We start from the raw sequence: 22,728 nt of genomic DNA on the forward strand, positions 1-22,728 counted from the left end.
TCGTGGTGTCAGATGTTACCATCCGACACTAATTAATATCCAAATAATATTTTACTTGTTCGAATTGCCAGATAGTAACATCAAACAGCATACTGATGAATTTACAGGCTATTGCTCGATAGCTTGTGGAAGTATGAAATAACACTTTTTGACTAAAAAATGTTTGCAATCACATTTTAAGCATAGGGAAAAAACAATAAAAAGGCGATATTTGCGCCACGAAACATATTCTTTATAGATGAGCAAAAAGGGGATTTTACTGGTAAATTTAGGAACACCTGATAGTCCGGCAACGGCAGATGTTAAAAAGTACTTAGATCAATTTTTAATGGACGAGCGGGTAATCGATATCCCTAAGTTAAACAGGACATTATTGGTAAAAGGTATTATTGTTCCTTTCCGTAGTCCTAAAACAGCAAAATTGTATAAAGAAATCTGGAACGAAAATGGTTCACCGCTATTGTATTACAGCCGGTTACAGGCTGAAATGCTGCAGGAAAGATTGGGAGACGATTATCATGTAGAGCTGGCCATGCGCTACCAAAGCCCATCTGTTGCATCGGCGTTAGCCAATTTAAAAGCAGGTTTAGTAGAGAGCATCCAGGTTATTCCGATGTTTCCTCAATATGCCTCTGCAAGCACAGGGTCGGTAATGCAACTGGTAATGGAGCTGGTGAGCAAATGGCCAACGGTTCCACCAATATCATTTGTTAATTCATTCCATGATAACGAATTGATGATTAAAGTTTTTGCAGAAAATGCCAAAAAACATCATGTAGAAAGCTACGATCACGTATTGTTCAGCTTCCATGGCTTACCTGAACGTCAATTGTTAAAATGCGATCATACTGGAAGTTACTGTTTGAAAAGCGCCGATTGCTGCCAGACATTAAACGATACCAATAAATTCTGTTATTCTGCACAAGGACATGATACGGCCAGATTAATTGCCAAAGAATTAAATCTGTCAAAAGATCAATATACCGTTTGTTTCCAATCGCGCTTAGGAAAAGAGCCATGGGTACAACCCTATACTACCGATGTGCTGAAGAAATTAGCCGGCGAAGGCAAAAAACGTCTTTTGGTTTTTAGCCCTGCTTTTGTGGCAGATTGTTTAGAAACGCTTTACGAAATCACGGTAGAATATCACGAAGAATTTAAAGCTTTAGGTGGTGAACATGTTCAATTGGTAGAAAGTTTAAACGATAGTCCGGTGTTTATCGAGGCTTTGGCTGGAATGGTTAAATAGTTTAAATATGGCGAGCTTTATTATTTTAATGGGTGTTTCGGGAAGTGGTAAAACAGTAGTTGGTAAAGCTTTGGCCCCGAGAATAAATGCTGAATTTATAGATGGCGATAACCTGCATTCGCAACGTAATGTAGATAAAATGGCTGCCGGAATTCCGTTAACAGATGCTGATCGTTTAGATTGGCTGCAATTGATTGCGAAGGTTGGTCGCGAACATGTTGCTCATGGATCGACATGCATTATTGCCTGTTCTGCATTGAAAAAATCTTACCGCGATTTGCTAAGAACAGATAATACATCAATCCGCTTTGTTTATTTAAAAGGAAATTTCGATTTAATCCACGATCGGATTGCTAAGCGATCTCATCAGTACATGCCTTCTAGTTTATTAAAAAGCCAGTTTGAAACATTGGAAGAGCCTCAGGCTGATGAACAGGATGTGATAACGGTTTCAATTGATCAGGATATTCCCCAGATTGTGGAAGAAATTGCTAAGGCTGATCTGATTTCGTAATCATCGAAATAATCTGATCGGTTGCCCCTTTTTTATCTGTAACATATCTTTTGGCCTGCGCTGCGGCATCTTCATTTTTGGCAAAATCCTCAAAAGCACCGATTAATTTCTCAACAGTAGAAATGCTTTTGGCTGCACCTATAGCAATTAGATCTTTGGCTTCCTGAAATTTATCATATTTCGGGCCGAAAATTACAGGCAAACCAAACGCTGCGGCTTCTAAAGTGTTGTGTATTCCTGTTCCAAAACCGCCACCAATATAAGCTACATTTCCGTATTGATAGAGAGAAGAAAGCATGCCGATGTTGTCTATAATGAGCGTTTGGTGTTCGGCGTTTGGCGTTTGATTAGACGAGTTGAAAATTGAAAACCGCACACTGCCAACTGAAAACTGTTTCTCGATACTTTCAATATGGCTTTCGTGGATCTCGTGTGGCGCGATAATAAACTTCCAGCTGGGATATTTTTCAGGTAAAGCCGATAATATTTTTTCATCTTCAGGCCAGGTACTTCCGCAAATCAATGTGGGGGAGTTGCCAATAAAACTTTCGATTTGGCTAAGCTGTTTGGGCGATTGCGCATTTTCGTAAACACGGTCGAAACGGGTATCGCCATTTATCGTGACATTATTTAATCCGATCGATTTTAAAAGATTTTTACTTTCTTCGTTTTGCACAAAAAAGTAAGTAACAGATTTTAAAATATTGCGGTAAAAGCCACCATACCATTTAAAAAATGCCTGGCTTTCTCTAAAAATACCAGAAATCACATATAAAGGAATTTCGCGGTCTTTTAATTCTTTAAAATAAAAATGCCAAAATTCGTATTTGGTAAAAATGGCCATTTCGGGATTAATGCTTGCTATAAAACGTTTGGCGTTGGCTGCGGTATCAATAGGAAGATAAAATACATCTGCAAGGGCATAATTTTTCCGGATTTCGTATCCCGAAGGGGAGAAAAAAGTAACTACGATTTTTTTAGCTGGATAAAGCGATTTTAGTTTTTCTAAAACCGGTCGGCCCTGTTCAAATTCTCCTAAAGAAGCAAAATGAAACCATATGTGTTTTTCGCTCGGATTAATTTTCTGAGCAATTTTTGTATAGCTATTTTTACGGCCATTTATAAACAGTTTAGCCTTAGGATCGAATAATGAAAATGTCCTGATAAGCAAAGTGTAAAGCCGAATTCCGATTATGTAAAGCAAAAGCATTAGTGTAATTTCATATCTTCGTGCCAAGATAAAACGAATATATTTAAAAAGCTTAAAAATATATGGAGTCGTCGCAATTTGGCCTATCGTTCAATACTATAAATAGACAGGTCGTGATTACTCCATAAGTTGCGAAAAGTAACCGAGCTTACGAGCTCATTAAAACCGTTAAGAAACAATTTAATATTGTTTAATAAATTATAACAGATGAAGATAGCCGTTATTGGTACCGGATACGTAGGTTTAGTTACCGGAACCTGTTTAGCAGAAACAGGAAATGATGTAATATGTGTTGACATTAATGAAGCGAAAGTAAAGCAGATGCAGGCTGGCGAAGTACCGATTTACGAGCCTGGTTTAGATCTTTTGTTCCATAGAAATATAGAACAGGAAAGGTTGACTTTTACAACAAATCTTGCAGATGCTGTAAAAGATGCGCAGATTATTTTTATGGCTTTGCCAACGCCTCCGGGTGGAGATGGTGCTGCTGATCTTTCTTATATTTTAGGCGCTGCAAAGGATATTTCAAAACTGATTACCGAGTATAAGGTCATCGTAAATAAATCAACGGTTCCGGTTGGGACGGCCGATAAGGTAAAGGCTGTTTTTGCCGAAAATACTTCGATTGAAGTAGATGTGGTATCCAATCCTGAGTTTTTAAGGGAGGGTGTAGCAGTTGATGATTTTATGAAACCTGACCGCGTGGTTTTAGGAACTAAAAGCGAAAGAGCGAAAAAGCTGATGGCTGAATTATACGGTCCTTATGTACGTCAGGGGAATCCAATTCTTTTTATGGACGAGCGTTCTTCTGAATTGACTAAATATGCGGCAAACTCTTTCCTTGCCACCAAAATTACCTTCATGAACGAGGTCGCCAACCTTTGCGAACTTGTAGGTGCTGATGTTGATTCGGTAAGAAGGGGCATAGGTTCTGATGACCGTATCGGTAAACGTTTCCTTTTTCCAGGAGTAGGTTACGGCGGTTCATGTTTCCCTAAAGATGTTCAGGCACTGGTAAAATCATCTGATGATTATGCCTACGATTTTCAGATCCTGAAATCGGTAATGGAGGTTAATGAAAGACAAAAAACAATCCTGGTTGACAAAGTGATTAAATATTATAAAGGTGACATAAAGGGCAAACATTTTGCACTTTGGGGCCTTGCTTTTAAACCAGAAACCGACGATATCCGCGAGGCACCGGCCTTATATATTATTGATGCGCTGGTTAAGAACGGCGCAACCGTTACCGTGTTCGATCCAGAGGCAATGACAAATGTTAAAAACATTATTGGCGATCAGGTAAACTATGCTAAAAACCAATACGAAGCTTTAGAAGGTGCTGACGCACTGTTGATTGCAACAGAATGGTCGGTTTTCCGTAACCCTGATTTTGAAAAAATTGATAATATCTTAAAAAATAAAGTGGTTTTCGATGGCAGGAATTTGTACGATTTGCAAAAAATGATCGATCTTGGCTATTATTATAACAGCATAGGTAGAAAACTAATAGATTAAAATGGGTCAGAAGAGAATATTGATTACAGGTGCAGCCGGATTTTTAGGTTCGCATCTTTGTGATCGTTTTGTGAAAGAGGGTTATCACGTTATCGGAATGGATAACCTGATTACAGGCGATATGGCAAATATCGAACATCTGTTCAAGCTGGAGAATTTCGAATTTTATAACCACGATGTTTCCAAATTTGTACATATTCCAGGTAAACTTCACTACATTTTACACTTTGCTTCACCTGCAAGTCCGATCGATTATCTTAAAATCCCGATCCAGACACTTAAAGTAGGTTCTTTGGGTACCCATAATCTTTTAGGTCTTGCCAGAAATAAAAATGCAAGGATGCTGATTGCATCAACTTCAGAAGTATATGGCGATCCAAATGTGAATCCTCAGCCAGAGGAATATTGGGGTAACGTAAATCCGGTTGGTCCACGTGGCGTTTACGATGAAGCCAAACGTTTTCAGGAAGCCATAACCATGGCCTACCATACTTTTCATGGTGTAGAAACCAGAATTGTAAGGATCTTTAACACTTATGGGCCCAGAATGCGCCTGAATGATGGCCGTGTTTTACCTGCTTTTATCGGGCAAGCTTTAAGAGGCGAAGATTTAACTATCTTTGGCGACGGAAGTCAGACACGTTCTTTCTGTTATGTTGATGACCTGATTGAAGGAATTTATCGTTTATTGATGAGTGATTATGCGCAGCCGGTAAACATTGGTAATCCGGATGAAATCACCATCAAGCAGTTCTGTGAGGAAATTATCAAACTTACCGGCACCACGCAGAAAATTGTTTATAAAGAACTTCCGCAGGATGATCCTAAACAGCGCAGACCCGATATTACCAAAGCGAGAGATATATTGGGATGGGAGCCAAAAGTAGGCCGTGCTGAAGGATTGAAGATTACATACGAATATTTTAAATCATTGCCTGCAGAGGCTTTGGAGAAGATAGATCATAAAGATTTTACCACATTTAACCGTTAAAATGGCAAAAATACTAGTTACTGGTGGAACAGGATACATAGGTTCGCACACAGCAGTAGAGTTACACAACGCAGGATACGAAGTCGTAATTGTAGATAACCTTTCTAATTCGAACATTAAAATTTTAACCCAGCTTCATGCCATCACTGGCAAATGGTTCGATTTTCATGAAATCGATCTACAGGATGATAGAGCAGTTCAGGAATTTGCAGAAAACCATACCGATATTGATGGAATTATCCATTTTGCAGCATCAAAAGCTGTTGGCGAATCGGTAGAACAACCCTTAAAGTATTATAAAAACAATTTTTACGGTTTAATTAACCTGTTAACTTCGTTTAACAGGAAGATTAATTTTGTGTTTTCTTCATCTTGTACCGTTTATGGTCAGCCAGAAACTTTACCCGTAACTGAGGCTGCACCAGTACAGAAAGCTGAATCTCCTTACGGAAATACCAAGCAGATTGCCGAGGAAATATTAGCAGAAACAGCTGCAGTAACACCTGATTTAAATGTAATTGCTTTACGTTATTTTAACCCGGTTGGTGCACACGAAACTGCTTTGATCGGTGAACTACCAAATGGTGTTCCTGCCAATCTTGTCCCTTTCATTACGCAATCGGCTATTGGCAAACGTGGTCCGATTACTGTTTATGGCGACGATTACAATACGCCTGATGGTTCTGCCATCCGCGATTATATTCATGTGGTTGATCTGGCAAAGGCACACGTTGCAGCGATTAAGAAACTGGAAGAAGGAAATCCTAACGGTAATTACGATGTTTTCAATATCGGTACCGGTAAAGGCTCTTCAGTTTTAGAAATTATTGCAGCTTTCGAAAAAGTGAACGGAGAGAAACTTGAGTATAAAATCGGTCCAAGAAGGGCAGGTGATATTGTTCAGATTTATGGCGACGTTCAAAAATCGAATAAAGAACTGGGCTGGAAAGCCAATCTTGATATCAATGAGATGATGCGCTCTGCATGGGAGTGGGAAAAATATATCAAGGCTAACCCTTTTTAAATGAAGTTATCGGAGCACAAAGATCTAAAAACTGCTATAACAGAATTGCCTGTCAAAGAAAAAGACAAGCTATTGCTGCGTTTGGTGGCCAAAGATAAAGTGCTTACAGAGCATCTTCATTATAAATTATTAGAAGATGAAACCGATTTGGAAGATCGGAAGGAGAGGATTAAAGCCGATGTAGAAGAACAGGTTCTGGAACTGAAAAAACTAAATGCCAAAGAGGCATTGGTAAAGGTTCGGAAGATGATCACCTCGGTTAATCATTTTTATAAAGTGACAAAAGATCCTGTTGGGGAGGTAGAATTGAAACTATTTATCCTCAATGCCATCCCTTTTGATTATAAGAAATCAATTTTTGGTTATCGCGATTTTATGATGCTTTTCAGTATATTTTACTTAAAAACTGTCGCGGTAACCATAAACAAATTCAAAAAACTGCACGAAGACTTGCAGTTTGATTTAAGTGAAGACTTAAATAATTTGCTCGATAAAATCTATTCCTCTAAATTAGCTGGTGCAGCAGAGGCAAGTAATTTGCCAAAGGAGATAAGTTAAAGCTATGATCTATCAGTATGTTCGGATTATTTAAAAAGAAAAAAATAGCACCCGAATTTAATTTCTCTGGTATCGGCACAGATATGCACTCGCACATTATTCCAGGGATTGATGATGGCGCACAAACGTTAAAAGATTCTCTTCTTTTGGCTAAAAAATTTAAAGATTTGGGTTATAAGAAGCTAATCGCCACTCCGCACATCATGGCCGATTATTTTCGGAATACGCCCGATACCATTAACCATGGATTGGACACGTTAAGAAAAGGTTTACAGGAAATCGAACTCGATCTGGAGGTTGATGCCGCTGCCGAATATTATCTGGATGAAACCTTAGAGAAAAAAATCAGACAGAAAGAGGTTTTAACTTTTGGTAATAATTATCTTTTGTTTGAATTATCATATATAAACGCCCCTCAAAACCTGATCGATTTTATAAAAATGATGCAGGATGCCGGATACAAACCTGTGCTGGCGCATCCTGAGCGTTATCCTTACTACTACAATTCTTTCGAAAGCTATCATCAGATCAGAGAAACCGGCTGCCTGTTGCAGGTAAACGGTATTGCTTTAGCGGGTTATTATGGCGCTGGTGCAAAAAAAGTAGCAGGAGAAATGGTCGAAAACCACATGGTCGATTTTGTAGGCAGCGATATGCACCATTTAAAACATGCTGCGGCGCTCGAAGATAGTCTTGGTACGCCCTTAATGCAACAACTGCTTACCCAGTCTCAATTGAATAACGCATTGCTTTAAGGTTCATTAGCTCATTTGTCATTCGTTCATTGGTTTTGCAAGCAGCCAATTGTAAGTCTCGTCATCCTGAACTTGTTTAGGTTCTACAGCGGAGTAAATCCAGATAGACTAACCGCTAAACTTTCTAGTTAACCGATTTAAAAAATCACCAATTAGATGTATTAACCAGCAAGCGATTAATTATGTACTAATGAACCATTGACCATTGACTAATGAACCAATGCCCAATGAACCAACTCTATTCGTACCTCAAGGCTTCTACAGGATCTAGTTTTGATGCCTTTTTAGCAGGATAATATCCAGATAGAATTCCTACAAGTACACATAATACAAAACCGCCAATAATAAACAGCCAGGGGATTAAGAATGCGCCACCCATGGCCAGTGAGATCAGGTTCCCTAAAACTATTCCCAGAAAAATACCTAAAGCACCACCCATTAAACAGATTACTACGGCCTCGATCAGGAACTGGCGGCGAATTACCTTCGGGTTTGCGCCGATGGCTTTACGGATACCAATTTCGCGTGTACGTTCAGTAACCGAAACGAGCATGATATTCATTAAGCCGATTGAGGCTCCAATTAGGGTAATAACTCCAATGGCAACACCACCAATAGCCACAAAAGCCAGATTTTCGAATAAAGTTTGAGCAATAGCATCACTTTTGGTAATCTCGAAATTATTGGTTTCATTCACCTTTACCTTGCGGATATTTCTGAATAGCGCAGTAGATTCACCAATAATGTTTTCCTGCATCTCATTACTGGGTACCATTACCGTTATGGTGTAAGATGGATTGGCATTGGCGTTAATCTGTTTGGCTTTTAGCAAAGGCACATAGACAGCCCTATCGCCGCTAAAGCCCATACTCGATCCTTTTTTCTCCAATATACCTACAATTTTAAAACGGTTATTACCTACATTGATCAGTTTATCTAACGGATCGGAGTCTTTAAATAATTTTTCAACCACTTCGCCACCAACAATGCAAACGTTGCTTCCGAGCTGTATTTCGGAAACACTAAAATTTCTTCCCTGTGATAAATTTAATCCCTGAGAGGCTAAGCCATTTTCATCTATACCCTGAACATTGATGTTGGGATTGGTTTTTAAACTCCCGTATTTTACGGTAGAACCACCGCTGGCAAAAACACTTACGGCAACAGTTGCAGGGGTATTCAGGCTATCTTTAAATTTAACGGCATCTTCATAGCGGATGGCTTTAAAAGGTTTTGGGCGTTTGCCATTGCCAATTCTAATTCCGGTACCGCGGTTTCTGATGGTAAAAGAGTTGGCCCCCATGCTACTAAAAGCATCGGTCATACTTTTCTTTACAGCATCAAGAGTGGTTAAAATCCCAACCAAAGCCATTAAACCAATGGCAATTATTAAGGCGGTAAGCATAGTACGCAAGCGGTTCGCTTTAATGGATTCTAATGCCAGTCTGATGTTTTCTCTGTAATTCATTTAGTATTGCGATAAGCGTTTGGCGGGCAAAGCTTGTAAAAATAAAAAAAGTCCCGATGTTTAGACAAGGGGACCGTACTATATGTTACAATAATATTTTATTTATGCCGAGAAACTCGTACCACAACCGCAGGTGCTGGTTGCGTTAGGATTAACGAAGGTGAAACCACGCGAATTTAATCCATCCTGCCAATCGATCATCATGCCCATTAAGTACATCTGATGTGCTTTGTTCATAAAAACCTTAATACCATCAATAAAATACTCTTGATCGCCTTCTTTTCTCTGATCGAAACCTAAAATGTAATTCATGCCAGCACAGCCGCCACCTTCTACGCCAACACGTAAACCATAATCTTCACTGATCTCCTGCTGATCCTTTAATTTATATAACTCTTTAGCTGCTCCTTCAGAAAAAGTAACTGGTGCAAATGCTGTATCAACTGTTGTGCTCATGTTATTTAAATTTTATCTGTTACAAATATAAATAATAATGCACATTTTTGCTTTTAACGGTCCGTTAATATTACCGTAATTAAACAATACTTATGAATACCCAACAAATTTTAGTTGACATAGTGATCTTATTTGCAGGCATTTTCATTGCATTAATGGCTGTTTATTATATTTTAAAGAACGATATCCAGCGTTTCTTTAACTTAAAAACCATCGAGCTGAACAAAGAAAGCCGGGCGCATATTTTGCCTTTGCGCTTACAGGCTCACGAGCGTTTAATCCTATTTATCGATCGTATTAACCCTGCAAATTTACTTGTTCGCCTGCATCAGCAAGGAATTGCCATTGCAACTTTACAAGCTGGCATTTTAAATGAAATCCGTTCGGAGTACCAACATAATATTACCCAGCAGTTGTATGTAGATAGTGTAACTTGGCGTGTCGTTCGTAAATTAAAAGACGATACCATTGCCATGATTAACAATGCAGTACAAGGCTTGCCTGCTGACGCAAATGGAATTGAGTTGAGTAAAGCAATTTTGCAGCACATGGCCAGTATTGATGAAAATCCTTACGATTTAACCATCGAACTGATCAAAAAGGATATTCACCAACTTTTTTGATGAGGTTAATTGGTTAATCGTTTAAATTAGTTAACCGAAATACGCAGGGTTAACCAATTAACCAGTTTCAGCAGTTATGCAGCTTTGCTGGACTAAAATCAATGACCATTGAACTAATGAACTAACCAATTATGAGCGAAAAAAAGTACACCACCACTTCAGGTATTGAAATAAAAGCGCTGTATACCGAAGCGAAGCCAATGGAAGAGCTGCCTGGAGAATTTCCTTTTACCAGGGGAATCCAGAAGGATATGTACCGCGGCCGCTTGTGGACGATGAGGCAGTATGCTGGTTTTTCAACTGCTGAAGAATCAAACAAACGTTATCATTATTTATTGGCTCAGGGAACAACGGGCTTATCTGTTGCTTTTGATCTTCCAACACAAATCGGTTACGACTCTGATCATGAAATGGCCGATGGAGAGGTTGGCAAGGTGGGGGTGGCTATCGATTCGTTAAAGGATATTGAAATTTTATTTGATGGTATCGAGCTGAAAAACATCACAACTTCGATGACGATCAATGCTACTGCTTCAATTTTATTGGCCATGTATATTGCGCTGGCTAAAAAACAAGGTGCAGATTTAAAACAGATTTCAGGGACGATACAGAACGACATCTTAAAAGAATATGCTGCAAGAGGCACATATATCTATCCGCCAAAGCAATCGATGCGTTTAATTACCGATATTTTTGAGTTCTGTAGCAAAGAAGTGCCAAAGTGGAATACCATTTCTATATCTGGCTACCACATTCGTGAAGCTGGATCAACCGCTGTACAAGAACTTGCTTTTACACTGGCTAATGGCAAAACCTATCTAAAAGCCGCTTTAGATAAAGGTTTAGATATTAATGTATTTGCGAAACGGTTATCGTTCTTTTTCAATTGCCACAATAATTTCTTTGAAGAAATAGCGAAATTTAGGGCCGCAAGGCGGATGTGGGCGAAAATTACCAAAGATTTGAGTGCCACAGATGAAAAAGCGCAGATGTTAAGATTTCATACCCAAACCGGGGGCTCAACCTTAACGGCGCAGCAACCATTAAATAATGTAATCAGGGTAAGCAATCAGGCTATGGCTGCAGTTCTTGGCGGAACCCAATCCTTACATACCAATGGTTATGATGAAGCACTTTCACTTCCGACCGAATCGGCTGCAAAAATTGCTTTACGTACCCAACAGATCATTGCCTTCGAGAGCGGCGTTACCGATACCGTAGATCCACTGGCTGGATCGTTCTTTGTGGAGAGCTTAACTGATGAAGTTGAGGCTGCGGCCTGGGCTTATATCGATCGGATAGATGCAATGGGCGGCTCGGTTAATGCCATTGAAAGCAACTATATGCAAAATGAGATTGCTGACGCATCTTACCAGTATCAAAAAGAAATCGAAAATGGCGAAAGGATCTCTGTAGGTGTAAATAAATTTACCCAAGAAGAAGAAGGCCTGACAGAGGTTTTTAATATTGATGATTCAATCCGCAAACTGCAATCTGAAAAATTAGCATATTTAAAAGCAACCCGCGATGGAGATGCTGTAGAAAAAGCATTGCAAGAGTTGGATGAAGCTGCTAAAGGCGAGAAAAATTTGATGCCGTTGATTATAGATGCCGTTGAAAAATATGCTACACTCGGCGAAATTGCAGATGTGTTTAGACGGACTTTTGGCGTTTATTAATTAACTTAACGTTCGTAGTTTTTGCGCTTTATTTCAGGATAAAATTAAAGGGACTTTGCTTTTAATAAACCTTGATAAAATGAACGAATATTTTGTTCATTGATCCTAAAATATTGAGTTAAGCTGTCGTAAAATTCATACAACAATGAGGCGAAATGAAATAAATTAATATTAATTTAAACGATCTGCTTAAATTAATATTAATTTATTTATCTTATGGCTTTGATTCTCAGTTTATTCGGGATTAAAAAAGGCTAAAACGCTTAACTAGTGCCTAAAATGGCTTAGATTTTGCTTTTTCAACAGCTATTCGAAGTGATGGGGATGTATTGATGTTAAATTATGGTTAATGTGAATAACCAGTGTTAATAAATAGTTATCAACATAAAAAATTGAGGTTAAGCGGGCTACTATATTCCTTATCAGTACGTTACGATTTATTTGAAATTTTTGTTTAAAATGTTGATAATTTTCTCAATATTCGTAGTCCCTAAACGGACCATCCCTTTAATTCGAATAGGCACTGTAAACCAATAAATTATAGAAATCGCAATGGAAAAAACTTGTACAGAAGTATGGAAGAACTGTCTTCAAATTATTAAGGATAACATTCCGAGCCAAAGTTTCAAAACTTGGTTCGAGCCAATAACAGCCCTTAAATTGGAAGGTAAGGTTTTAACTATACAGGTGCCAAGTTTGTTCTTTTACGAATGGCTTGAAGAACATTATGTAGGCTTGCTGCGCAAGACTGTAAAAAAACAACTTGGAGAGGATGGCAGGTTGGAATATAACATCGTTGTAGATAAATCATCAAACAGCGGTAATCCTTATACTACCAATATGCCCTCAAATGGAAATGGAGCGGAGGCAAAGGTACAATCGATGCCGATTCCGGTTTCCATTAATAAGGATATTAAAAACCCATTTATTATCCCTGGATTAAAAAAATTAAATGTTGATCCACAATTAAACTCTAACTATACTTTCGAAAATTATATTGAGGGAGATTGCAACCGCTTGGCGCGTTCTGCAGGTTACGCTGTAGCTGCTAAACCAGGAGGTACATCTTTTAACCCGCTAATGATTTACGGAGGAGTAGGTTTGGGTAAAACACACCTGGCACAAGCGATCGGTAACGAGATTAAGCGCAGCATGCCAGATAAGTTGGTGATCTATGTAAGCTGTGAGAAATTCTGCCAGCAGTTTGTAGATTCATTAAAAAACAACACCATTAACGATTTCGTTAACTTTTATCAGGCAATGGATGTGATCATTATGGATGATGTACACAACTTTGCAGGTAAAGAAAAAACCCAGGATATCTTCTTCCATATTTTCAATCACCTACACCAATCGGGCAAACAGGTAATCTTAACATCTGATAAAGCACCGAAAGATTTAGCTGGTTTGGAAGAGCGTTTGTTAAGCCGTTTTAAATGGGGTTTATCTGCAGATCTACAGATTCCTGATCTGGAAACACGTATTGCCATTTTAAGAAAGAAAATGTATGCTGATGGTATTGAATTACCAGGCGAGGTGGTAGAATATGTGGCACACAACATTGATAACAATGTGCGTGAGTTAGAGGGCGCTATGGTATCTCTTTTGGCACAGGCTACATTGAATAAAAAAGAAATCGATTTAGCGCTTGCTAAGCAAATGCTGAAGAACTTCATTAAAAATACTTCTAAAGAAATTTCAATGGAATACATCCAGAAATTGGTTTGCGAGTATTTCGAGGTTCCGGTTGATATGGTTAAATCGCAAACACGTAAACGCGAAATTGTTCAGGCACGTCAGATTTCGATGTACCTTTCTAAAAGCCATACTAAATCATCGTTAAAAACGATTGGTGCTTTCTTCGGTGGCCGCGATCACAGTACCGTAATTTATGCTTGCCAAACGGTAGAAGATTTAATCGATACCGATAAAAAGTTTAAAGCTTACGTACACGATATCCAAAAGAAATTAAAAATGAGCTAAACTAAGTTCAGGAACTGAAAGGTAGAAGGGTTTAAATAAAATCTTTCGTTCATGTTCAAAAGTTTATGCAAAAAAAACAAAGGCCCGATATTTTATCGGGCCTTTGTTTTGATGTGTTTTTTAAGAAAAAAATTAAAGTTTTTCCACTTCAGCTAAGCCATATAATAAGGCCGCAACATGCAATGCCTGGGCTATTTTATTGTCTTTTATCAGTTGTTTTACTTCCTCAACAGTATATTCTTCAACATTTAATATTTCATGTTCATCTAAATGCTGTTCATGCGTTTTAATACCGCCTGTTAAGAAGTAGGTGAAGGTTCTGTTGTTTGATGTTGCCGGATTAGGATAAAGCTCGGCGATAAGTTTGCAGGTTTTAAAACTGTAACCTGTTTCTTCTAAAAGTTCACGTTTAACTGCAAACTCAGGTGCTTCATCGCCATCAATTACACCACCTGGAACCTCGAGTGAAACAATATCGGCTGCATGGCGGTACTGGCGCACCATGATTATTTTTCCTGCTTCTGTTAATGCAATTGCATTTGCCCAGTTTGGATACTCTAAAACATAGTAGTCGTCTTTTATAATACCATCAGGAAGTTTAACCTCGTCTACCCTTAAGGTAGCCCACTTTTCTCTTACTAAATATCTAGAGGCAATTTTCTGCCACTTTTCTATAATCATCTATTTACATTGTTTTGTTTAGTGCCATGCGCGTGGCGTTTAGCGCAAATACTGTTGTATCGTTTTTTGACGGTGCAAGTTTACCAAATGTACGATCTTGTGCCGATCTGACAGGTATTGATAGACTAAATTCAGCTTTGGCGCAATCATTTGGTTTCTATCAGAACTTGTACCTAATTCGTAATATAAGAATTCGCTCAGGGAGTCGAGTTTTTCAGGCGGGTGGTTGCCCTCCGCTAACCAATTTTCAAAAACCGAAAGATCTTCATTTTCAAGAATTTCTTTTGGCAATTGAAAGCCGCCTTCTATGGTTTCGTCAAAAAGCTGATTGGCCTCGGCCAACTTGCCTTCTAACTTTAAGCCCATAATACGGGCCAAAACCTGTGCAAGTTTCTGTATTTCTGCAGTGATTAAATCTCTTCTGTACATTATTATTGTAATGTTTTAATCTGTTGGAAAGTTGTAACGTTCAAAAAGGAACAGATTCTCACTTATGGACTATGGACTATGGACTATGGACTATGGACTATGGACTACCAGCTTCCGCTGCTTCCACCACCGCCAAAGCTTCCTCCGCCAAAACCACCGAATCCACCGCCGCCTCCACCAGAAGAACCGCCTCCCCAGCCACCGCTGCTTCGGCCGCCACCGCCACCGCTTCCAAAAAGCATTGCCCAGAACAAAGCGTTAGATGCACCCCGACCGCCAATTACTTCGCTACCGCCCCCGCCACCTTTTCTCATGATGATGATGATGACGATTACAATAATGATAATAATCACAATACTGCCACCTCCGCCACCTTTCTTTGAAGAAGTTTTAGGACTATCATTTTTATATTCGCCTTTGGTATATTTTATAATCGAAGTCGTACCTTCATCTAAGCCGGCGTAATAATTTCCGGCTCTAAAATTGGGTTTAATGTCATTATCAATAATACGCTTGGCATAAATATCGGGCAATGCGCCTTCCAGGCCATAACCTGTTTGGATAGAAATTTTTCGATCGCCAACAGCCACAACGATCATAATACCGTTGTTTTTGCCACTTTGGCCAACTCCCCATTTCCGGCCCAGCTCAACGGCGTATTCGTTAATATCATAATCGCCTACCGATTTTAATATCGCTATGGCAATCTGTGTTGATGACGAATCATTAAAAGCCACTAATTTAGTTTCAAGTTGCTGCTTTTGATCGGCTGATAACACATTAGCGTAATCATTAACCAAAGTATTGGGTTTCTCTGGAAAATCCTGTGCAAAGCCGAAAGTGAATAATAAACTCAGTAACGAGAAAAGGAATATTTTCTTCATCGCTTATTTCTGCTCTAGATTGTCCATAAAAACGATATCATTCGGCAATTCATTAATGTCGCCTTTTTGAGGCGGAAAGAACAAGGCTAGTTTTTCTCCGGCCAATGCTACTCCCGCAATAATACCATCAGCTAAATTGCCTTTTGCAAAGTGTGCAGTCATCGCTATTTTGGCTGTTTCCCAAAAATTTTCTGGCACTACCTGGTTAATACCTACATCGCCAATAATGGCAAATTTATGATCGGCATGCGCCAGGTAAATCAGTACACCATTTCTTTTGGCTGTTTTGTCCATATCCAGCTTGGTAAAATACTCGATAGCTTTTTCGTATGGATCACCTGCGCAGTGTTTGTCAATAGCAATCCTAATTTCTCCAGATGTTGCTCTTTCTGCATCGGAGATCGCGTTTGCTATTTTTTCTTGTTCAATATCTGAAAATAACGACATGTGCTTATTTTGTATGAAGTAAAAAGGGTAATAAATGTTTAGTTAATAAACATTCACTACCCTTATATATTGTGTTGGGAATATTAAAATTCTACTTTAGGTGCATCTTTTGCAGTAGCATCGGCCTCGAAATACCCTTTAGGTTTAAAGCCGAACATGCCAGCTGTTAAATTGGTTGGGAACGATCTGATTTTGCCATTATACTCTTGCACAGCATCGTTAAAATCTTTACGGGCAACGGTAATCCTATTTTCGGTGCTTTCTAACTGCGCCGATAAATCACTGAATTGCTGTGTAGCCCTTAGTTCAGGGTAATTTTCGGTAATCGATAATAATTTACCCAAAGCCTGGCTCAATTGCCCCTGAGCAGCCTGGTATTTCTGGATGTTTTCTGGTGTCAATTCATCAGCCTTAACTGTCATCTGTGTTGCTTTTGCACGCGCTTCTGTTACGGCAGTTAAAGTACCCTGTTCAAATTTAGCCGCTCCCTTTACAGTAGCTACCAGGTTCGGAATTAAATCTGCTCTTCTTTGATATTGGGTTTGCACCGTTCCCCATTTCGATTTAACGTTCTCATCAAGTTTAACCATGCTGTTATATCCGCATGAACTTAAAGTGCTCACTGCAATAACTGCAGCTAAAATTCCAAATATTAATCTTTTCATTTTTATGGTTTTTGTCTTTTTAATAGAATTGATTTATGGTCAATTTACGAATTAGATATCAAATTGCATGCCTTTGTTACACTTTCAATAATTATCTGCCAGGTTGGCAAGCTTAGGGTAATGTTTAAAATGATGTTTTTGTTTTGAAGCGCAAGGTCATTCGCTTTTTTTAATGTTTGCTCCCGCTCTTCGCTCTACTTCGTGTCCGCTCCGATCGGGGCTAAAAACTTTGGGTTGTGGCACGGAAAACCTACATAGTCGCAACAAAGCCGCCATCTAAACCCGATCGAACGGATGCCCCCGATTTTTCATCGGGGCAAGAGGTAGAGCGGGAAGAAAGTGGCCTATGGAATACTGCGGTGGCTTTCCAAAAAAAACATAAAAGCATTACTTTAGTCTGCGGATAATTTTTAGTCATATTCTGAAATCATCAAATATGCGATCAGTTGCCTATCTTTGTAGCGTTCGGGATAAAAACCTGACATGATATGCAAAAAGACATCGAAATTACGCTGCTCCCGCACGAGGTAGAGCAAACAGAGGTGATTAACCAGAAACTGGCTGAAGCGCTAAAATTACCTGGATCAAGAATTAAAGGCTATGAAATCCTGAAAAGATCGATAGATGCCCGCTCGCGAAAAGTGATATTCAGACTTCAGGTAAAGGTTTTTGTAGATGAGGAAGCCACTCCCGAAGTATACACCATTAATTATAAAAACGTAAGCCACGCGAAGCCTGTGATTATTATCGGGGCTGGCCCGGCTGGCTTGTTTGCAGCTTTGCAGTGTATTGAGAATGGATTAAAACCCATTATTATCGAACGTGGTAAGGATGTAAAACAGCGCCGGAGAGATTTAGCTGCCATAAACAAGCAGGGTTTGGTGAATACAGAATCTAATTATTGTTATGGTGAAGGTGGGGCAGGAACTTATTCGGATGGTAAACTGTATACCCGTTCCAATAAACGGGGCGATATTAATAAAGTGCTCCAGGTTTTTGTAAACCATGGGGCAGAAGCTGATATTGCTATCGATGCCCGTCCACATATAGGTACCAACAAACTTCCGCATATTATTACTTCCATAAAAGATACGATCCTGAATGCTGGGGGCGAGGTGATGTTCGATAGTCGTATGACTGATATTTTGATCGAATTCGGAAAAGTAAAAGGAATTGAGATAAATTTTGAAGAAAAGTTGTTCGCTGATGATATTATCTTGGCAACTGGTCATTCTGCAAGAGACGTGTACGAATTGTTAAACAGTAAAAATATTCTGATTGAGGCTAAACCCTTTGCTTTAGGCGTACGGATTGAGCATCCTCAGGAAATTATCGATTCAGCCCAGTATCATTGCGATATTAGATCGGAGTTTTTACCTCCCGCGTACTACAGTTTGGTGGAGCAGGTTGGTGCCCGTGGGGTGTTTTCTTTTTGCATGTGCCCTGGAGGCATTATTGCACCTTGTTCTACAGGCGAAAATGAAATCGTGGTAAATGGCTGGTCGCCGTCTAAACGGAATAATCCTTATGCCAATTCTGGAACGGTGGTACAGGTTACCTTAAACGATGTTCAGGGTTACGATCCGCTTAGAATGTTGCATTTCCAATCGGGGATTGAGAAAATGGCTTTTGAGGCCGGTGGTGGAAACCTGGTTGCTCCGGCCCAGCGCATGGTTGATTTTGTGAACAATAAATTATCGATTGATCTACCAAAGAACTCCTATCTTCCCGGTACCAAAAGTTCTATGCTCGACAATATTTTACCCGATTTCGTATCAGATAGCTTGCGCGCAGCATTACCCTTGTTTGGGAAAAAGATTAAGGGTTATTATACAAATGAAGCCATTTTGGTAGGGGTAGAGAGTAGAACATCATCACCGGTTAGAATTCCGAGAGATAAAGAGACCTATCAGCACCCTCAGGTAAAAGGTTTATATCCTTGCGCAGAAGGCGCAGGTTATGCCGGTGGAATTGTATCTGCGGCAATAGATGGTATTAACTGTGCAAATGCAATATTAAACGCATCTTAACAAACTTTATATTGCCCCAATTGTTGTTTGGGTATGTTTAATATTACGAACGAAATTAAAAAGGCATTTAATGGCGATGCCTGGCATGGTAACCATGTAATGCAAACCTTAAATAATGTTAATCCTGAAAGTGCGTTTAGCCATTTTGTGCCGGGGGTGCATTCTATTGCCGAAATCGCCCTGCATTTAACTGCATGGACAGAAGAAGTTACCTCAAGATTGAGTGGGAAACCTGCTGCAGAACCCGCAATGGGCGATTGGCCAGTGCCCGAAAGTAGAACGCCTAAAGCCTGGGAGCGCATTATCTTTAATTTTAAAATTGCTAATGAAGAACTCATCCGCTTGTGCGAAAGCATGAAAAATAACCAATGGAATGATGAAGTAAAGAGTGAGCGGAACCCGGCGCTGGGAACAGGCGTAACCAATGCAGAGCTTGTAAGTGGTTTGGCACAACACCATGCCTACCATTCTGGTCAAATTGCTTTGCTTTCTAAGTTTTAGTAATTAATCTATAATCAATAAATCTTTGGAATCACCTTATGAAGAAGACACTTATTATCGGCGCGTCGCCAAACCCATCCAGATATGCCTATAAAGCAGCCAATATGCTCAAGCGCTTCAATCATGAAATTGTTAACGTGGGCATAAAGAAAGGAGAGGTTGCAGGCGTAGAAATTGAAAAACCAGATCAGATCCACACCGATATAGACACCATAACTTTATATATTGGCCCACCTCTACAGGCGCAATATCACGATTACATCCTGGCAACAAAACCTAAGCGGGTAATTTTCAATCCAGGAACTGAAAATTATGAGCTGGAAAAATTATTGGATCAACACAATATCGAACCAGTTGAAGCCTGTACTTTGGTATTGTTAAGCACAGGGCAGTATTAAAATCTATATACCACGCCCCAGTTTACATAATCTGCCTGCGCAAAGTGCATATAGGTTTTGGCCTGTAATCCAATGTGCGGCGTAATATTAAAAGTTGGTCCAAATGTCCAATACCAGGTTGCTTTATCCATCAACCTATTGTAGTGGATGTATTTCCCAATCTGTGCCGCGACAGTTACTCGCCACAAGTTGATATCAGCACCAATACTGATCCCGGTACGCCATTTATCATACGAAGTGCCATAGTTCTGAAAGGTTGCTCCATAATTATCCGGGTCAAATACGGTAAAATAATAAACGGCATCCGCACCCGCTTTAAGCGACATTACATCATTTAGGTAAAAATTGTAACCCGCATATAACCCGCTTTTGTATAAACTTTTTGTTCTATCGCCAAATACCCCCCTTGCGCCTAAACCCGCACTGAGCTCAATTGAATTGCGCTGTAAAGTGGTGTAGGTGCTTTTCCGCTCAGTAGTTAATGTTTTCGGGTTGTTTAGTTTAAGTCCGATGTAAACATTCCCGGTGTTCAAACCGCCATTGGGTACAGTAGCTCCACCATTTGATACATGTAGAAAACCGAAACCTACCAATAGATCCGCATATTTACTCATTGGCAGTTCCATTCCTAAATCTGCTTTAATGGTTTCATTAATCGGACTTCCCAAAAATCGGTTTTTGGTATTATTAAAGTAATACTTGTTCGTGTAGCCCAAGCCAACGCCTGGTGTAAAATTAAATTTAGCTTTTCCGATTTTGAATAGCTGAAAATCCATTTGTGCCACTAAGCCATATATCTGGCCAAAAGCATTGGCCGAAGTATCCTTTGTACCTTTCAGCTTGCTTATGTCTCTAAAAACAAATCCGATCCCGTAAGATTTGGCACCACCAAATCCAATCCATTTATCGCTGTTCTGGCTGATGTCTTTAAAATATGCTGCATCAAATCCCGCAATCTGGTCCTGAAACAGATGCCCCTGATCGTTATTTATATGTGTGCCAAATATGGGCTTGATAATAATCGAATGATTTTCGGGAGCAATTTGAGCCTTAGCAAATGCGCAGCCCGTAATAACGCAAATAAAAGAGAGTAGTTGTTTTTTCATTAGCTTTTACTAAAACGGTAAGCAAGACTATAAAAGGCATAACGGTAGCCAGTGGCACTGTTTTTAACTTCGTTGGAAGTAAAAGTAGCGGTATAATTGGCTGTCCAGCGTGCAATGGCGAAGGTTAAACCTACCTGTGTGGTAAAAACAATTGGCTTAGGCTTAAAAGTGATCGGCCCTTTATCATTCAAAAATAAGCCTCCCTGCAAACTCGAATCGAAAGCAATAGCATGTAACTGCGGACTAACAGAAAGGAAAAGTTCGTATTTGCGCTGCGCTTTGTTCGGATGGTTATTGCTCACCAAGCTATTAAAAGCCGATGAAGCATCCATATCGTTAAATCTGCCCAAGCGTAACATTGCGCCGAGATTTGCTTTTGTAATCACATTACCAACTGCTGCTGAAGTTGTTCCCGTAATATCGAATATTTTATTGTCTGTGCTCATTAAAAGCTTGTTGTATTCTACACCTAAGTTTAATGTTGGTTCGCTGTTTAAACCGTATTCCCATCCTTCAATCTGATTTTGACCAACCAGTTTATGAAATGCTTTTTGAAACTCTTCACCCAAAGCATCGTTTCCAGTAAGTCCAATCTGCGCAGAAACCTTAAGCATCTGTTTATTTGCGTAAAACCGACTATAATTTGCCTCGCCATACAGGTATGCGGAAAAAGGGCGGTCGTGTTGGGCGGGGTTTGGTACAAAGCTGTAATAAGGGTTGTATATTTTTTGGCCAAGCTCAAACCCAATAATTTCTTTACTTCTCCCTGCCTTTAGGTTCTTCCCATTCAGGGCATGCCTGTATTTAATAAAAGCACCATTTGTATAATAACGGTCGCTGGTAATGTCAATGTAAGCATCGTTCTCAGAGATAATAACAAGCTCATTTTTATAATTTTGCGCATAACCGATTTCAGCTATGCCGATAAATAGCAGAGAAAAGTATAGTTTGAGCATCAACTTCATTTATATGGATGGTTTAATAAAGCCATAAAAGTATTAATTATTGTTTAAAAATTCGATACGATGCTTGCCAATTGCGCACGAGTCTTCCGAAGTTTCAATAGGCATAGGTGTTGGAAAACTTCGGAAGTCTCTTCAGGCCACGCTGGGTTTAATGCTACACTATATATTAAGAGTGCCTTTGTTTTTTTAGCAAAGCAGGTTCTGTGCTACTATACAGGTATGTTCCCGCCATACGCTATAGTCCCGATGAAGAATCGGGAGCTGCCGCTGCTGTCGGGTTTAGCTGGCAGGGGTTTCCTAAGTTTTAAACGGCCGGGCGCAGGGAAAACCCGGTAAGCCTGAAGAGACTAGACAGCTACAAACAGCTGTTCCTTCAAAAAGTTTTGCTGTCTGTCAAACTTTTTCTGTCTGAAAACCATGTTGTTATCTCAAGTCCTGCAGTTATCGGCAGAAAACCTTTGGATATGCATTAAAAATCCTTACTTTTGCATCCCGCTTCGGAGGAAGGGTTTGATTGAAAAGATGGCAGAGCGAGATGGAGGGCATGTTTATTTTAAAATAAATATTGCGGGAGCGGAAAAGATTGCTACCTTT

The 22,728-nt window shown here is 39.5% G+C and carries 23 protein-coding genes; 13 read left to right on the plus strand and 10 right to left on the minus strand.

The annotated features are described in order from the left end of the window. The first annotated feature begins 238 nt into the window (after window positions 1–238). Together hemH and LQ201_RS22660 are read left to right on the plus strand one after the other, a co-directional pair. Complete coding sequence (gene hemH, locus LQ201_RS22655) at window positions 239–1,249, plus strand: ferrochelatase (protein WP_230145970.1); 1,011 nt, start codon at window positions 239–241, stop codon at window positions 1,247–1,249. Between the two features lie 7 nt (window positions 1,250–1,256). After that, window positions 1,257–1,763 (plus strand): gluconokinase, encoded by a 507-nt coding sequence (locus tag LQ201_RS22660; RefSeq protein ID WP_230145971.1) that lies wholly within the window; start codon window positions 1,257–1,259, stop codon window positions 1,761–1,763. Here the strand turns inward: LQ201_RS22660 and LQ201_RS22665 are convergent. Next, window positions 1,741–3,000, minus strand: a complete 1,260-nt coding sequence (locus tag LQ201_RS22665; RefSeq protein ID WP_371823065.1) for a 3-deoxy-D-manno-octulosonic acid transferase — start codon at window positions 2,998–3,000, stop codon at window positions 1,741–1,743. The two genes, LQ201_RS22660 and LQ201_RS22665, sit on opposite strands and share 23 nt — an antisense overlap. 180 nt (window positions 3,001–3,180) lie before the next feature. Between LQ201_RS22665 and LQ201_RS22670 the strand changes: the two genes are divergently transcribed. The 5 genes from LQ201_RS22670 to LQ201_RS22690 are packed head-to-tail and all read left to right on the plus strand — an operon-like array spanning window position 3,181 to window position 7,819. Further along, the gene (locus tag LQ201_RS22670; protein ID WP_230145973.1) at window positions 3,181–4,491 is read left to right on the plus strand and encodes a UDP-glucose/GDP-mannose dehydrogenase family protein; all 1,311 of its coding nucleotides are present in this window, start codon (window positions 3,181–3,183) and stop codon (window positions 4,489–4,491) included. Window position 4,492: 1 nt separating this feature from the next. Further along, the gene (locus LQ201_RS22675; RefSeq protein ID WP_230145974.1) at window positions 4,493–5,482 is read left to right on the plus strand and encodes a UDP-glucuronic acid decarboxylase family protein; all 990 of its coding nucleotides are present in this window, start codon (window positions 4,493–4,495) and stop codon (window positions 5,480–5,482) included. 1 nt (window position 5,483) lies between these two features. After that, entirely contained in the window at window positions 5,484–6,506 is a 1,023-nt protein-coding gene (gene galE / locus LQ201_RS22680; RefSeq protein ID WP_230145975.1) for a UDP-glucose 4-epimerase GalE, read from the plus strand. Beyond that, a complete protein-coding gene (locus LQ201_RS22685; protein WP_029275640.1) occupies window positions 6,507–7,064 on the plus strand; it encodes a hypothetical protein in 558 nt (185 codons plus the stop codon). Window positions 7,065–7,081: 17 nt separating this feature from the next. Beyond that, on the plus strand, window positions 7,082–7,819 hold the full coding sequence (locus LQ201_RS22690) for a tyrosine-protein phosphatase (RefSeq protein ID WP_230145976.1): 738 nt from the start codon (window positions 7,082–7,084) through the stop codon (window positions 7,817–7,819). 238 nt (window positions 7,820–8,057) lie between these two features. Here LQ201_RS22690 and LQ201_RS22695 read toward each other — a convergent pair whose 3' ends face one another. Both LQ201_RS22695 and LQ201_RS22700 read right to left on the minus strand, forming a co-directional pair. Next, the gene (locus tag LQ201_RS22695) at window positions 8,058–9,287 is read right to left on the minus strand and encodes an ABC transporter permease (RefSeq protein ID WP_230145977.1); all 1,230 of its coding nucleotides are present in this window, start codon (window positions 9,285–9,287) and stop codon (window positions 8,058–8,060) included. A 102-nt stretch (window positions 9,288–9,389) separates the two neighbouring features. Beyond that, complete coding sequence (locus LQ201_RS22700) at window positions 9,390–9,743, minus strand: iron-sulfur cluster assembly accessory protein (RefSeq protein ID WP_116252749.1); 354 nt, start codon at window positions 9,741–9,743, stop codon at window positions 9,390–9,392. A 92-nt stretch (window positions 9,744–9,835) separates the two neighbouring features. On the opposite strand from LQ201_RS22700, the gene LQ201_RS22705 reads away from it, so the two are divergent. The 3 genes from LQ201_RS22705 to dnaA all read left to right on the plus strand — a co-directional run bounded on the left by LQ201_RS22705 (window position 9,836) and on the right by dnaA (window position 14,028). After that, complete coding sequence (locus LQ201_RS22705; protein ID WP_230145978.1) at window positions 9,836–10,366, plus strand: hypothetical protein; 531 nt, start codon at window positions 9,836–9,838, stop codon at window positions 10,364–10,366. A gap of 131 nt (window positions 10,367–10,497) precedes the next feature. Further along, the gene (locus LQ201_RS22710) at window positions 10,498–12,045 is read left to right on the plus strand and encodes a methylmalonyl-CoA mutase (RefSeq protein WP_230145979.1); all 1,548 of its coding nucleotides are present in this window, start codon (window positions 10,498–10,500) and stop codon (window positions 12,043–12,045) included. Window positions 12,046–12,597: 552 nt separating this feature from the next. After that, window positions 12,598–14,028, plus strand: a complete 1,431-nt coding sequence (gene dnaA / locus LQ201_RS22715) for a chromosomal replication initiator protein DnaA (protein WP_029275646.1) — start codon at window positions 12,598–12,600, stop codon at window positions 14,026–14,028. Window positions 14,029–14,160: 132 nt separating this feature from the next. On the opposite strand, the gene LQ201_RS22720 is transcribed toward dnaA, so the two are convergent. The 5 genes from LQ201_RS22720 to LQ201_RS22740 form a co-directional block, all read right to left on the minus strand. Next, the gene (locus LQ201_RS22720; RefSeq protein WP_230145980.1) at window positions 14,161–14,709 is read right to left on the minus strand and encodes an NUDIX hydrolase; all 549 of its coding nucleotides are present in this window, start codon (window positions 14,707–14,709) and stop codon (window positions 14,161–14,163) included. Between the two features lie 39 nt (window positions 14,710–14,748). Next, a complete protein-coding gene (locus LQ201_RS22725) occupies window positions 14,749–15,138 on the minus strand; it encodes a hypothetical protein (protein ID WP_230145981.1) in 390 nt (129 codons plus the stop codon). A 104-nt stretch (window positions 15,139–15,242) separates the two neighbouring features. Then, complete coding sequence (locus LQ201_RS22730) at window positions 15,243–16,022, minus strand: YgcG family protein (RefSeq protein ID WP_230145982.1); 780 nt, start codon at window positions 16,020–16,022, stop codon at window positions 15,243–15,245. Window positions 16,023–16,025: 3 nt separating this feature from the next. After that, a complete protein-coding gene (locus LQ201_RS22735; protein WP_029275650.1) occupies window positions 16,026–16,469 on the minus strand; it encodes a TPM domain-containing protein in 444 nt (147 codons plus the stop codon). An 83-nt stretch (window positions 16,470–16,552) separates the two neighbouring features. Further along, on the minus strand, window positions 16,553–17,134 hold the full coding sequence (locus LQ201_RS22740) for a LemA family protein (protein WP_039480897.1): 582 nt from the start codon (window positions 17,132–17,134) through the stop codon (window positions 16,553–16,555). A gap of 488 nt (window positions 17,135–17,622) precedes the next feature. On the opposite strand from LQ201_RS22740, the gene LQ201_RS22745 reads away from it, so the two are divergent. Genes LQ201_RS22745 through LQ201_RS22755 form a run of 3 tightly spaced genes read left to right on the plus strand, consistent with a single transcriptional unit; the run spans window position 17,623 to window position 20,063 of the window. Next, window positions 17,623–19,164: an NAD(P)/FAD-dependent oxidoreductase gene (locus LQ201_RS22745; protein WP_230145983.1), complete on the plus strand. Its 1,542-nt coding sequence runs from the start codon at window positions 17,623–17,625 to the stop codon at window positions 19,162–19,164. A gap of 33 nt (window positions 19,165–19,197) precedes the next feature. Continuing rightward, the gene (locus tag LQ201_RS22750) at window positions 19,198–19,665 is read left to right on the plus strand and encodes a DinB family protein (protein ID WP_230145984.1); all 468 of its coding nucleotides are present in this window, start codon (window positions 19,198–19,200) and stop codon (window positions 19,663–19,665) included. A gap of 38 nt (window positions 19,666–19,703) precedes the next feature. Then, a complete protein-coding gene (locus LQ201_RS22755; protein WP_057931102.1) occupies window positions 19,704–20,063 on the plus strand; it encodes a CoA-binding protein in 360 nt (119 codons plus the stop codon). Here the strand turns inward: LQ201_RS22755 and LQ201_RS22760 are convergent. After that, the gene (locus tag LQ201_RS22760; RefSeq protein WP_230145985.1) at window positions 20,060–21,169 is read right to left on the minus strand and encodes an acyloxyacyl hydrolase; all 1,110 of its coding nucleotides are present in this window, start codon (window positions 21,167–21,169) and stop codon (window positions 20,060–20,062) included. The two genes, LQ201_RS22755 and LQ201_RS22760, sit on opposite strands and share 4 nt — an antisense overlap. Continuing rightward, a complete protein-coding gene (locus tag LQ201_RS22765) occupies window positions 21,169–22,125 on the minus strand; it encodes a lipid A deacylase LpxR family protein (RefSeq protein ID WP_230145986.1) in 957 nt (318 codons plus the stop codon). Before LQ201_RS22765 ends, LQ201_RS22760 begins: the two co-directional genes overlap by 1 nt. Window positions 22,126–22,728: the final 603 nt, after the last annotated feature.

The sequence above is a fragment of the Pedobacter sp. Bi126 genome (genome assembly GCF_918698245.1).
Lineage (GTDB): Bacteria > Bacteroidota > Bacteroidia > Sphingobacteriales > Sphingobacteriaceae > Pedobacter.